Source organism: Streptomyces sp. NPDC015661 (assembly GCF_043077765.1).
Lineage (GTDB): Bacteria > Actinomycetota > Actinomycetes > Streptomycetales > Streptomycetaceae > Streptomyces.
On sequence record NZ_JBIBST010000002.1, the window covers coordinates 346,315 to 359,737 of the forward strand.

Annotated in this window: 8 protein-coding genes; 4 read left to right on the forward strand and 4 right to left on the reverse strand. The window is 70.3% G+C overall.

Translation table 11 applies throughout. From position 1 onward, the window contains the following. Positions 1–59 precede the first annotated feature (59 nt). Together ACF07V_RS06230 and ACF07V_RS06235 are read right to left on the reverse strand one after the other, a co-directional pair. On the reverse strand, positions 60–2,456 hold the full coding sequence (locus ACF07V_RS06230; protein ID WP_392151699.1) for a SpoIIE family protein phosphatase: 2,397 nt from the start codon (positions 2,454–2,456) through the stop codon (positions 60–62). Between the two features lie 657 nt (positions 2,457–3,113). Further along, entirely contained in the window at positions 3,114–4,454 is a 1,341-nt protein-coding gene (locus tag ACF07V_RS06235) for a tetratricopeptide repeat protein (protein ID WP_392151700.1), read from the reverse strand. Positions 4,455–4,592: 138 nt separating this feature from the next. Between ACF07V_RS06235 and ACF07V_RS06240 the strand changes: the two genes are divergently transcribed. Beyond that, positions 4,593–5,942: a M64 family metallopeptidase gene (locus tag ACF07V_RS06240; protein WP_392151701.1), complete on the forward strand. Its 1,350-nt coding sequence runs from the start codon at positions 4,593–4,595 to the stop codon at positions 5,940–5,942. A gap of 656 nt (positions 5,943–6,598) precedes the next feature. Here ACF07V_RS06240 and ACF07V_RS06245 read toward each other — a convergent pair. Then, positions 6,599–8,215, reverse strand: coding sequence for a sulfatase-like hydrolase/transferase (locus tag ACF07V_RS06245; protein ID WP_392151702.1), 1,617 nt, complete (start codon positions 8,213–8,215; stop codon positions 6,599–6,601). 378 nt (positions 8,216–8,593) lie between these two features. On the opposite strand from ACF07V_RS06245, the gene ACF07V_RS06250 reads away from it, so the two are divergent. Continuing rightward, positions 8,594–9,844, forward strand: a complete 1,251-nt coding sequence (locus ACF07V_RS06250; RefSeq protein WP_392151703.1) for an MFS transporter — start codon at positions 8,594–8,596, stop codon at positions 9,842–9,844. 562 nt (positions 9,845–10,406) lie between these two features. On the opposite strand, the gene ACF07V_RS06255 is transcribed toward ACF07V_RS06250, so the two are convergent. Beyond that, the gene (locus tag ACF07V_RS06255; RefSeq protein ID WP_392151704.1) at positions 10,407–10,610 is read right to left on the reverse strand and encodes a hypothetical protein; all 204 of its coding nucleotides are present in this window, start codon (positions 10,608–10,610) and stop codon (positions 10,407–10,409) included. Between the two features lie 390 nt (positions 10,611–11,000). Here ACF07V_RS06255 and ACF07V_RS06260 point away from each other — a divergent pair, with 390 nt between their 5' ends. Then, a complete protein-coding gene (locus ACF07V_RS06260; protein WP_392152364.1) occupies positions 11,001–11,354 on the forward strand; it encodes an LAETG motif-containing sortase-dependent surface protein in 354 nt (117 codons plus the stop codon). Positions 11,355–11,869: 515 nt separating this feature from the next. Then, a complete protein-coding gene (locus ACF07V_RS06265; RefSeq protein ID WP_392151705.1) occupies positions 11,870–13,222 on the forward strand; it encodes a DUF4012 domain-containing protein in 1,353 nt (450 codons plus the stop codon). The last annotated feature ends 201 nt before the right edge of the window (positions 13,223–13,423 follow it).

Below are 13,423 nucleotides of genomic sequence, written 5' to 3' on the forward strand. Positions count from 1 at the left end.
CCGTGAGCTCCCACGCCGCTCAGCAGTGACCGTCGGCACCCGCGGCGGGCGCGCGGCCGTCACGCCACGGGCAAGGCCTGTTCCGCCCAGATCGTCTTCCCTGCCGGCATGTAGCGCGTCCCCCAGTGCTCGGTGAGCTGGGCGACCATGAACAGTCCACGTCCGCCCTCCTCGTCGCTGCCGGCGTAACGGGCATGCGGTGAGGTGTGCTGCGAGTCGGAGACCTCACAGATGAGAGAACGGTCCCGGATCAACCGCAGACCGATCGGGCCGGAGGCGTGGCGGATCGCGTTGGTGACCAGTTCGCTGACCACCAGTTCCGTGGTGAAGACCAGATCGTCCAGTCCCCACCGCCCCAGCTGTTCCGCGGCCATCGCACGTGCGCCTGCGACGAGCGCGGGGTCCGAGGGCAGCTCCCAGGTCGCCACCTGACGTGACCCCAGCGCACGGGTGCGCACGACGAGGAGGGTCGCGTCGTCCTGCACCTGGTCCGATGCCAGCTCCGCGACGATCTGGGCGCACAATCGGTCGGACGACGATCCCCGCTGCTCGCCGAGTACCGCCGCCAACCGGTCCAACCCCACGTCGATGCCCTTCCCCCGGGCCTCCACGAGGCCGTCGGTGAACAGGACGACCAGACTTCCCTCGGCGAGCTCCACTTCCGCGCCCTCGTAGGGAAGCCGTCCCACACCCAGAGCAGGCCCCGGCGGCAGACGAAGGAAGCTGACGGGGCCGTGCGGCTGCACCACAGCCGGGGGCAGGTGTCCCGCCGCCGCCCAGCTGCTCGTCCGGGAGGCCGGGTCGTAGATCCCGTAGACGCACGTCGCGCCGACGGCGCCACTGTCGTCTGCGCCCTTCCCGTCCTGGTCCGACGCGTCCTTGCCGACTTGATCGTTCAGCCGGGCCAGGAGTTCATCGGGTGCGAGGTCCAGCTCGGCCAGGGTACGCACCATCGCGCGCAAGCGCCCCATGGTGGCAGCGGCCCCGAGTCCGTGCCCGACGACGTCCCCCACGACGAGTCCGACACGTGCCCCTGAAAGCGGAATGACGTCGAACCAGTCTCCGCCGGCGCCCAGGTGGCTGTCGGCCGGCAGGTAGCGGCTCGCCGCCTCGACCGCGCTCAGCTCGGGCAGGGATCGTGGCAGCAGGCTGCGCTGGAGCATGAACGCGGCGGTGCGCTCCCGGCGGTACCGCCGGGCGTTGTCGATGCATACGGCGGTCCGCGACGCCAGCTCCTCGGCCACTGCGCGATCGCCGTGGTCGAAGGGTTCCGAGTCGTCGCCCCGCACGTAGGTGACGAGGCCCAACGGCGTCTCCCGCACCATCAGCGGGACGTAGAGCCGCGTCGGCGCGACCACGGCGTCCGTGGTCGACCGGCCCCTCGCCAGGCTCTCGGCCTGCGACGATCCGGCAGCGTACGCGACCCGCTGGGCCACCCGGGAGGGTTCCCCGTCGGAATCCGCCACGCGGACCAGGTCCCATGGCGTGCCGGGCTTCGGTTCCCCTCCCTCGAGCACTTCTGCCACGACGTCGACGAGCAAGGCGTCGGCGTACTGCGGCACGGCGACCTTGGCGAGCTCCGCCGCCGTTTCGGACGGGTCCAGCGTCGACCCGATCCGCGCGCCGGCCTCCGCGAGGAGCGCGAGGCGCTGCTGCGCACGGTAGTGGTCGGTGACGTCAATGGACTGCTCGCACACGCCCACCGGCTCTCCCCGGCCGTCCAGCAGTCGGAAATAGGACGAGGACCAGACCTGCTCACGTCGCGGGTCGGCCGGAGAGCGCCCCCGGAAATGCACGTCGATGACCGGCTCACCGGTCTCGAGGATCTGTTGGACGAGGTCCTCCGGCGGGGCCAGATGCTGGGTGGTGAGGACATCACCGGGAAAGAGTTCGGTCATGGAGCGGCCGAACAATGCTGTGAGGTCGCCGCCGAGCTCCCGGACACTGGATGCGTTGGCCCACAAGAGGCGCGCGTCGGGACCGTAGATGGTGAGTGTCACCGGCGACTGGGTGACGAGCCCCTGCAGCATCGCCTGTCGGGTCTCCCACCAGCGAAGCTCCTCCAATTCAACCGCCATGAGGACGGCGGAGGGGGCCTGGCCGGAGGAGACCCCGTCGGAGGCGGGGGTCAGGGGATGCAGAGTCACTGCCACCCGTACGGTGTCTCCGCTGCGGTGGCGCACGTCCACGACGGCACTGCGTGTCCCATCGAGCCGCAGCCGCTGATACGACCGCGGCTCTTCCGATCTGTCGCGATCGGCGTGCGAGGTTGCGATCAGGTCCACCGCCCGGCGTCCCAGGACCTGCGAAGCCGGATATCCCAGTAGTGCCTCGGCCTGACGACTCCACCCGACGAGCACTCCGTCTGCGGCAAGCAGGGCGAAGGCGGCCGGGGGCGGGCTGAGGTGCCCCCCTTCGTCCGCCCCGGCAGGAGGAATGAACGGTAGCCGTTCCATGCCCCCATCATCCTTCCGGGCGGTCGCGACCGCAGTGCGCTCGATCCCGTCCAGGCGGCCACCGCGCAGCGCGGGCGGGTGCGCGGCCTCCCGTGTTCTCCACTGAGGGGTCTCATCGAAGCCCCGACACGGGGAGGTCGTGCGCCGTGAATTCGGGGCCCGAACCGGAGCGGATCGGCCCTTCGTGGTCCTTCTGGACTCGAAAAGACGACGGCGGTCGCTCGAGGCGTCGTCCCGATGCATGGCCCGCGGGATTCATTCGATACTTTGTTCGAGATTCTGGCCCGGACCATCGAGGCTCGGCGGCTCGGCATGCATTCCGCTTGTGCGGGGATCGGGGACGGGGCCCGGGTCGCAGGTGCGGGCCGGGGTGGCAGAGGCGGGCCGGGGTGGCAGAGGCGAGCCGGGGTGGCAGGGGCGGGCCGGCCCTGGGCCCGTCGCCGCGGAGCCGGCGCCGCAGGACGAGTCCCGGAAGCGACGCCGGTGACTCGGACCCACGGTGCCCGGCTGAACCACGGGGACCCGCCCCTCGGCCTCCAGACCGTCCCCACCCCTACAGCCCCCTCCTCTCGCTGGACCGGACGGCGACCTCACCCATGGGCGGCGTCGCAGAACCAAGATCCGGACCGTGCTGGAAGTGCACTGCCGGCCGCTCGTTCAGTGCCGCGGGAACGCCAGTGCCGTCGGGGCCGGCCCCAGCGTCGTCGTGCCAGGGGGCGACCGGTGGCCCAGCCCCGTGCGGTACGCGTCCAGCGCGGCCTCGGTGCGGCCGCCGCGGCGCAGAAGGTCGCCCAGGAGACGGCACAGATCGGCGAGGTCGCCGCTCGCGCCGCTGCGCTCCAGCAGCCCCAGCGCCATGACGTAGTGCTCCTCGGCGGTCTCGTTGTCCCCCCGCTCCTCGGCGATCAGCCCGAGGAGCCTGTGCGCACCCCCCGCGTGCACCGCGCCGTGCCGGTCACCCAGCTCAAGAAATGCGGAGAGCAGATCCGACGCCTCGCCGTGCCGGCCGAGCCGCCGGAGGACATCGGCCAGCTCCACCTCCACCTGCGCGGTGAACAGCGCCGCGCGTTTGGCGTTCAGCATGTCCCGAGCGGCGCGCAACTCCTGTTCAGCTGCCTCCAGTTCGCCGTTCTGAGCCTGGACGTAGCCGCGCATCCAGTGGCAGTGCGCGAGATCGGTACGCAGGCTCAGCTGCTGGTAGATCGCCTGCGCCTTGGCCAGTGAGGCGTCGGCGTCGGCCGTGCGCCCCTCGGCGAGGAAGGTGCGAGCCACCTGCCGGTGCATGCCCGCCACCAGCGCCGGATCGTCGACCTGCGGAGCCAGCGCCAGGGCGAGCTCGGCGGCGTGCGCGGCACGGGCGTGTGCGCCCATGTCGATGTACGGGCCGATCACGGCGGCGTACAGGATGACCAGAGCCTCGGGGTCGACCAGGCCGCTCGCGCCGAGCTCGTCGATGGTGGATTCGAGGAGGTAGCAGGCGTAGCGCAGCTCCCCGGCCAGGAGGTGCGCGACGGCACGGCCCCGGATCGCGCGTGCGCGGCGGGGCAGCGGCTCCTCGGCGAGGAGCCGCTCGGCGGCCTGGAAGTGGCGGCCCGCGTCGACCAGTTCACCGGTCTCCAGGGCACAGTCTCCGAGCCCGAGCAGCGCCTCGGCCTGCTCGGGAACGAGTCCGAGATGCTCCGCGTCGGCGAGGAGCCGGCGGTAGCGCACGGCAGCCTCGTCCGCCGTCCCCGTGGCCAGCTGCTGGTGGGCGTCGGTGAGAGCGAGACGCAGTTCGGTGGCGAGGTGCGCGGGGCGGCCGGTGGCCAGTTCCTCGTACGACGTACCGAGCCGCTCCGCAAGGAAGCGCAGTGCGGTCTCCGAGGGCCTGACCTTGCCCGACTCCAGCGTCGAGACGTACGCGGGGGTGTACGAAGGCTCGGCCAACTGTCGCTGCGTCAAACCGCGTTGAGCGCGCAACCGCTGCACTCGGCGGCCGATCGTGGCCGGATCGTCCATGCGGACCCCCCTTGTTCGTGAACTCCCCAGTATCCAGAAGCAGTAGGCATTGCGCACCCCTCGCCTTCCCCCTAGGTTAAGCGACTCGTTCAACACACTTACTGATGCGCTTAACTCGCCTGACAAGGGGCTGATTTCATGCGTTCAGCACGACGCGGAGCCATGGCGGCCGGAGTGGCCGTCGCCCTCGCGGCCGTACTCGCCGCCGCACCCGGCAGCGCCGCCGCGGGCCCGACGGCACCCCCCACGGCCGGAGTCGAGGTCGAAATACCCGGGCCGGAACACGGGTCGCCGGCCGGTTCCGGGCACACGCATGTGCCGCCGGAGGGCCAGAACCAGCCGGCCTCCCGCCTGACGGCGACCGAGACGGTCGCCGACGGCGAGGTGACCAAGATGGTCGACACCGGCCCCACCGCCGACCGGCTCGACATCGTCGTCGTCGGAGACGGCTACACCGTCGCCGAACTGCCCCGCTTCCACGCCGACGCCCAACAGAAATGGGCCGAGCTGACCGCCGTCGAGCCGTACACCACGTACCGCAACCTCTTCAACGTCTGGACCGTCGACGCCGTCTCGAACCAGTCCGGCGTCTCCGGCGACCCCACTCCCGACACCCTCCGGGACACGGCCCTCGGCTCGTACTTCTGGTGCGACGGCATCGAACGGCTGCTCTGCGTCGACCAGGACAAGGTCGACGGATACGTGGCGAAGGCCCCTGAGGCCGACCTGGTGCTCGTCCTCGCCAACAGCACCAAGTACGGTGGCGCGGGCTACAACGAGCCCAGCAAGACCCTCGGCTACGAGGGAATCTCAACGGCCTCGGCGGGCAACGAGAAGTCCGGCCAGGTCGCGATCCACGAGACCGGCCATTCCCTGGGCAAGCTCGCCGACGAGTACTTCTACCCCGACTACCCCGGCTACGAGCGGTACGTGGGTCCCGAGCCCACCGACTCCAACATCACCACCTTCACCGCCGACGAGCTGGCCGACCGGGGTGCCAAGTGGCACCGCTGGCTCGGTGAGCAGTCTCCCGACGGCGGCACCGTCGGCGCGTACGAGGGCGGCGGCTACTACGTCACCGGGCTGCGGCGTCCCACCGAGAACTCCCTGATGCGCTCCCTCGGCAAGCCCTTCAATCTGCCTGGAGTGGAGGCGATGATCGCCGGCTTCTACCGCGAGGCGCGCATCGCCTCCCCCGTCACGGCCACCGATCGCACCCTCCGCGCGGGCGACACCGCCCAAGCCCTCGTACCCCGGCTGACGGGGGCGGACGGACGTCAGCTCACGATCCGCTGGTACCTGGACGGGCGGGAGATGAAGTCCCTCGCGGGCCGCACCGACGTACGCGTGTCCGACCTGGGTCTGCGGCTGCTCGACCTTCGGAAGCACACGCTGTCCCTCACCGCCGAGGACCGTACGCCCTCGGTGCGGGACCGCGCCATTGCCCGGACGATGAGGTCCACGGTCAGCTGGACGGTCCGGCTCTGACACCTCCGGCGGGCATGCGTCGCGGTTCGGCGATTCCGGACGCGGCCCGGCCATGGCCGACTGGGTCCCCCAGGCGGCGGCCGGGCTGGTCGGGCGGCGACGATCGTTCGGTGGTGGCGACTGCCCGCGGTCGAACCCGCCTCCCCACCGAGCGGGCAACTGGCACCAGGGCCCGTGCCATTCACGGACCAGCACTCCACCGACAACGACCGTCACGGCCGTTCCGGCTGGGTCGGACGCGCGGCGCCATGTCTGCGGTGGCGACTCTCCGTCCCGTCGCGCGACTCGGACGGTGGCGGCGTTGCGCCACGTGGCGTGGGGTAGCGCGTTTCGCGTGACTGTGGGCCGGTGCTCGTGAACCGCGACCGTCTAATGGAGAGGCGGCACAGTGGCGCACGAGCTCAGGCTTGAGCGCGACTTCGCCGCTCTGGAGCAAGCCGAACGCGACGGGAGGATCACCGCCGAACACGGGCTGTGAATGCGGTTCCTGGCCTGCAGCGTCGGCCGCAGCCGGATGTTCGTGCGGCTCGCCGCGTCCGTCGCGGCACGGCTGATGCTCGTCATGAATCGTCGGCCGCGGCGGGCGGAAGCCCGGTCGCGGCTGACGGTGGAACGGTCGGCTCTGCCGGATGCCGGCCGTGCGATGCGCGTTGTTGTCAGCGCCCAGTGCCGGCACGGGCGGCCGGCTCGGTGTCGCCGTGCCAGGTGGGCCAGCCCATCAGGCGTGGGCGTTCGGTGACCCAGGCGCGTGTGTCGGCGCCGATCTCCGCGTCGATCAGCCGCTCCAGCAGGGCGCTGTAGTGGGCGACCAGATCGCGGTGCGCGGGGTCGGCGGCCAGGTTGTGCATCTGCGCGGGGTCTTCCTGGCGGTCGTAGAGCACGACGTCGTTGTGGGCGAACAGCTCGTCGACAGACCGGGGCCGGTTCGGGTCCAGGGGCGCGAAGTAGCGGCCGAAGGTGTAGCGGTGGTCGTTGCAGGCACGCAGGAAGCCCCGCTTCGTCCAGTCCGGGCGCAGCTCGCCGGCCTCGATGCGCCGGGGGGCGTCGGGGTCGGCGAACTCGAACCAGAAATCGGCGTCCAGCATCATGATCGACTCGATGGCGCTCAGGACGCCGTCGCGCACCTGCCCGCCGTGCAGCGCGGGGATGAGGGACCGGCCCTTCAGGGCGGGGTGGCGGGTGGCGGTCTCGGCCTGGTCGAGACCGGCGAATGCCAGGAGGGTGGGGGCGAGGTCGACCGCGGAGGCGAGGGCATCGGTCCGGACACCGGCGGTCACGTCGGGGTGGGCGATGACGAGCGGGACGTGGAGGTTCTCGTCGTAGACCAGGCTGCCCTTCTGCCGCAGGCCGTGGGAGCCGGCCATCTCGCCGTGGTCGGCGGTGAAGACCACGACGGTATTGTCGGCCTGGCCGGAGGCGTCGAGGGCGTCCAGCACGTGCTCGATGCTGCGGTCGACGTCGCGCAGGGCGTTGAGGTAGAAGTTCAGGCCGTCGTACCAGTGCTCGTCGGAAGCCACCGGCCCGAACACGGTGTCGATCATGCGCTGGTACTCGGTGACGGCCGGGGCGGCGCCGGACAGGTCGTCGTGCAGGCTGGCGGGCAGGTCGAAGTCCCAGCGGCGCCGGTAGACCGGAATGTCGGCGGCGGCCTTCATTCGTACGGCATGGGCCAGCGGCGGCGGCAGCTGCACCTGGGACCGGCCGCCGTAGTCGAAGCTCATGATGTCGTGCGGGTTGACGAAGTTCACCGCCATGAACCACGGCTGCTCCGCCGCGACGACCGGTGCGCGGTCGCGCAGCCAGTGCACCGCCTGCCCGGCGATCACCGGGTCGAGCTTCAACCCGGCCCAGGCACCGCCGTCGATGTCGCCCCAGTCGTTGAACTCGCTGAACCCGTAACGTTCCAGGGCGTTCGTGGTGGGGGCCGGGTTCTGCGGGGAGACGTAGGCGTTGGACAGGTGCCATTTGCCCTGGTAGGTGCAGTAGTAGCCGGCCGAGCGCAGCATCGTGCCCAGCGTGCCCAGCCCTGGGTCGAGCGGGCGGATGTAGGGGATGTTGTCGTTGTCGTAGATCTCGGTCAGCGGCAGGTGCTGCCCGGTGTAGATCACCGACCGCGCCGAGCTGCACTGCGCCGAGGCGGTGTAGTACCGGTCGAAGGTGACACCGCGCTCGGCGATCCGCTCCCTGGCGGGCAGCGCGTACCCGTGCGCCCGGGGCAGGACGGCGCGTTCCTCGTCGGTGACGATCAGCAAAATGTTGGGACGACGCGCCACGGGCCTACCTGTCCTCACATTCGATCCGTCCGAAAGATGAACGAACATCCTGATACTGAGGGTTTTGACTTTATGTGTGGGCTCCGTGAGCCACCGCGTGTGACACAGCCGGGAAGGACCATCCAGGTGAGGCCCGTGCGCGTCGCGTCGAACCTCAGCGGCACGTTGACCAGAAGGCTGAGGTAGGTGACCTGGACGGATGTCGACAAGCACCGCGACTGCATCAAGAGTCTGCTCGGGACGCGGTGACCGTCTCTCGTTCGTTGGCCGACACCGGCCTTCAGGGGATGGAACACGCCTCGGGTCGTGCGTCGCCGTCACGGCACGCGATCTTCGTACGACTACGGCGGGTTCTGCGTCACTGTTAGCCTGCGGTCCATGATCAAGGGCGATTTGGCAGGTCGAATAGGCCGGATGGCGGGGGACAGCAGGCCGGAGCGCGTGCTGGTCGCCGCCAGCTTCGTCAACCGGGTCGGCAATGGTCTGTTCAACGCGGCGTCGGCGCTCTATTTCACCTTGGTCGTGGGCCTGCCTGCGGTGCAGGTCGGCGCCGCGCTCACCATCGCCGGAGTGATCGGCTTGTGCGCGGGGATACCTGGGGGACATCTCGCTGACCGGCGCGGCGCACGCGTGATCATGATGCTGGCCCTCGCGGTCCAGGCGGTGTCGATGGCGGCCCTCGTCCTCGTCGAGAGCTGGGCCGCGCTCACGGTCATCGCGACGCTCGACCAGATCGCCGCGGCGGTCGGAGGGGCGGCGTGGGGGGCTCTGGTGGTCCGGGTCGGGGGTGAGCGACCGGCCGTGTTCCGGGCGAAGCTGCGTACCTTCGTCAACCTGGGCGTCATCCTGGGAACGGTGGGTGCCGGGCTGGCGCTGGCCGCGGGCACCCGCGGCGCCTACGTCACGCTGATTCTCGGCAACGCGGCGAGCTTCGCCCTGTGCGCGGTGCTTCTGCTTCTGCTGCCCCGCTATCCGGTTCTGGCAGCGCCGCCGCGGCAGCGGCGCTGGCTCGTCTTCGCGGACCGTCCGTTCCTGACGTTCACCGCCCTCTACGGGGCCATGGGACTGCAGTACCCGGTGGTCTCCCTGCTCCTGCCGATCTGGATCTCCGAGCACACCGAAACGCCGCGTTGGACGGTGCCCGTGCTGTTCGCGGTCAATTCCGCCTTCTGCGTACTGATGCAGACCAGGATCGGCTCCCGCATCGAGACCCCGTACGAGGGCGGCAGGGCGTTTCGCACTGCGGGGCTGCTCTTCCTCGTCAGCTGTCCGATGATGGCGCTGGCGGCGTACGCCCCTGTCTGGGCGGCAGCGGGACTGGTCCTGGCGGCGATCTTCGTCCATAGCCTGGGAGAGGTCTGGGAGTCCTCGGCGTGCTTCGCCCTGGGTTTCGCTCTTGCCCCCGACCATGCCCAGGGCCAGTACCAAGGTGTCCTCGGCCTCGGCTTCAACGCGGGCCAGGCTCTTGCCCCCGCGATCCTCACCACGGTGGTGCTGGGCCTCGGCACGGCGGGCTGGCTGCTGCTGGCGTTGTTCTTCGCGATGCTGGGTGCTGCCGGCCCATCTCTCGCCCGCTGGGGTATGCGGACCCGGCCGCAGCCGGGCGTTGCTGCGGAAGCGACGACATGACCAGGGAGTCTCGATCTGCTCGTACTGCCCCTCGAACCCGCCGAAGTCGTCCACCGCCGCCGCGGGCACTTCCAGGGCGCCGGCCTGCACCCGCCAACCCTGTGGTCACCGAGTCGCTCCTGGACCGGCTCATCAACACCAGCCGTCAGGTGATCACGAACGGGCCAGCCGCCGCCCCAACAACCCCATGGCAAGGCCCGAAAAGCGGCCGATCGACTAACTCGTCCGGCCGAGGCTGATGAGATCGGGCAGCACCAGGAGAAACCCGACCAAGATCCAGCCTCCGCCGACGATTCGGAGCGTCTTCGGTGTCGCCGTCCCCGTGAACGGCATGTGTCGCGCGACAAGGGCGAAGGACTTTTCAGCCGCCCCCCGCACGTTCATGACGAGCACAAAGCCGGCCACGATTGAAGAAGCCCCCAACGATCCAGAACCTCCCTATGCCGTCGCTTGCCGCTTCGCCCACCACGACTCCTCACCCCAGAACCGGACAGCCTGCAACACCCCACGACCTACCCGGATGAAGGTCTCCGGCCGGCCTGAACGGTCAGGGTCTGGGGAATTACATGAACTTCGCCCTGGGCGACCAGTTGCCCTCCCGTGGTCCGAACGGCGGTCGATCGGGGCAGGGTGCGGTCCGTGTCGTGGGCTCCACGAGCGCGTTGTCGTACGCGTCGGCGACCGATTCGGTCGAGGCGTCGACACCGGCATCGATCTCGCCCTGGCGAGTCCACTGGTGCAGCGGCTTCGCGGCGACCGCCTTCATCGTCGGGCCGCAATTCGGCGACCATGCGCACCGCACGACGGCGCGGCTCAAGCGGGTACTCGGAAGGACGTGCCAGGACTCGGTCCTCTCGCGTGGTCGAGTCCCTGCCGAACCCGGAGCGGTTCGGACTCCGTCAAGTTCACTGCTCCGTCACAGGTGTGCCCAGGCCGAAGCGGAAGGCTTCGTCTTCCCCGCGAGGGCGCGATTCGGGCTCGACGCGCCGGCAGGCTCGGAGCGGACCGGCACTACACCATCCGATGGCTTCTGGGCGCTTTTGCATTATTGATCTTATCCGCGTCCTATCTCTCTATTTATCTGCCCGGGTCTCCTGGTGACCACTGCCCAGGCAGCAACCGGCTCGCCGTACTGAAGTCGAGGAGAGTGGAGAAGATGACGACATCGCCGAGATGGCGAACTGTTGCGGCCTCGGCCGCCACAGTCGCCGCGCTCGTCGTAGCACCCCTGGCAGGTGCGGGCCCCGCATTTGCCACGGACGACCCCTACCCGCCTCATCCGACGACGCCCAGCCACCCGTACCCGCCGAAGCCGCACCATCCCTATCCGCCGAAGCCGCCGAAGCCGCATCACCCGGACAAGCCGGATCACGGCGACCACCCTCACCATCCGCACCTCGCGGACACCGGGGACGACAACAGCGGCGTGATTCTGGGTGGTGTCGCGGCCGCTCTGGTCGCGGCAGGTGCCGGCACTGTGCTCGTCGCGCGCCGCCGTCGCCAATCATGACGGAACGACGACCCCGCATGACGTTCCGCGGGCGTCCCGGGCATGCCCGGGACGCCCGTCGGGCGCCCCGGCGCATCCTCGGTCCCGGGGCCAGGAAGGCGCTGCTCGCGGCCGCTGTTCTTCCCTCGGCGGCGGCCGCCTGGATCGCCGTCACGGGCGGGATCGCCGTCGCCGAGCTTCGCGCCGCCCAACACGACCTGGACGCGCTCCGGACGTCGGTCGCGGCGTCGGCGTCCATGGGGTCCCCGGGGGGCACCTCAGGGCCGTCCGCGGAGTCCGATCAGGAGCGCTTGCTGCGTTCGGCGGCCGCGCATGCCTCACGCGCCCACGACCTCACCACTGGACCTGCTTGGTACACAGCCGCCCAGCTACCTTTCTTCGGAAGGCCGTTCGAGACCGGACGTGGCATCGCGCATGCCTCGGACAGACTGGCCCGGGACGTCCTGCCGCCGCTGGTGCGAGCCGTCCCCCGGCTCTCGGCCGACGCTCACGCGAAGGGTGCCGCACACGCACTCGTGGGGCTGGAGAGCGAAGCGCCCGCGTTCGCGCGAGCCGCGCGTGTCGCCGCCGAGGTGCGGCAGGACGTCGCCCGTCTCCCCCACTCCAGCTGGCTGCCGGCGAGCGACCGTAGCCGTGCGGATCTGTCGGATCAGCTCGACCGTCTCGTCCCGGGGACGCGCGACGCCGCCGTCGCGGCCCGCGTGCTGCCGTCGATGTTCGGGGCGCACGGGCCGCGGCGCTACTTCCTCGCCTTCCAGAACACGGCCGAGGCCCGGGGTACCGGCGGCCTGCCGGGAGCCTTCGCCGTGCTGCGGGCCGACCGGGGCCGGCTGTCCTTCGAGCGCTTCGGGAACAACACCGAGCTGGACGGACTCCGCACGGATGTGGACCTCGGGGCGGAGTTCGCCGACAGGTACGGGAGCAACGAGCCCGGCAGTGCCTGGGCGAACTCCAACATGAGCCCGCACTTCCCGTACGCGGCCCGCATCTGGGCCGGGTACTGGCGCGCGCACACCGGTCAGCACATCGACGGCGCGATCGCCATCGACCCCGGCACCCTGGGCCTGCTTCTGCGCGTCGCCGGGCCGGCCCGACTGCCCAACGGCACCGCGCTCACCGCCGACAACGCCATGGACCTCACCGAGCGGACCAGCTACGCGAGGTACGCGGACACCGCCGAGCGCAAGGCGTTCTTCGTCGAGGCCGCGCGGGCCGCTGCCGAGCGGCTGATGAACGCGTTCGAGGACCCGAAGCTGCTTCCCGCTCTTCTGGGCGCCGTCCGCGATGTCCAGCAGGAAGGCCGCCTGCAGGTGTGGAGCGCGAACGCGGCCGAGGAGGAGCTGCTGATGTCGGGGGCGTTCGGAGGTGCCCTGCCCGACACACCCGGTCCTTTCGCAGGGCTCGTGGTGAACAACGCGGCCGGCACCAAGCTGGACTACTACCTGGATCGAAGCCTCGTCTGGGCGCCGGGTGCCTGCGCGGACACCGGCCGATCGGTCACCGCGACGGTGACGCTCACCAACGGGGCACCGACCTCGGGCCTGCCCGAGTACGTCACTCAAAGGGTCGACGCTCCGCCGTACCGGACCCTCCCGGGCGACAACCGGCTGCTGGTCGACTACTACGCCGGTCAGGGAGCGACTCTGGAGCGAGCCACTCTCGACGGCCGCCCGGTCGAGCTGATTCCCGGTGTCGAGCGCGGCCACCCCGTCTACACACTCGACCTGGAGCTGCCCCGGCAGTCCAGCCGCACGCTGGTGCTGCACCTGCGCGAGCCCGACGCCGACCGCCCCCCGACGATTCTCCGGCAGGCCCTCGTGACACCACTGAAAGCAACGGTGAAGCGGGCCGCCCCATGCGGCGGCTGACCAGGGACCATTCGAGGCCGCGTTCGGCTCCGATCGTGTCGCCGTCGCCGGAGGCGAAGAAGCCGATTGGGGTAATAACCACCGAAACGCCATGACGGTGATGTTTTAGGTCGTCTTGAATCCTAAGCTGACACGCGATCTCTGGCGTCGGCTCGACCGAGCCGCCACGCGCTCGTCAGCCACGTGTCGCTGCACCGACCG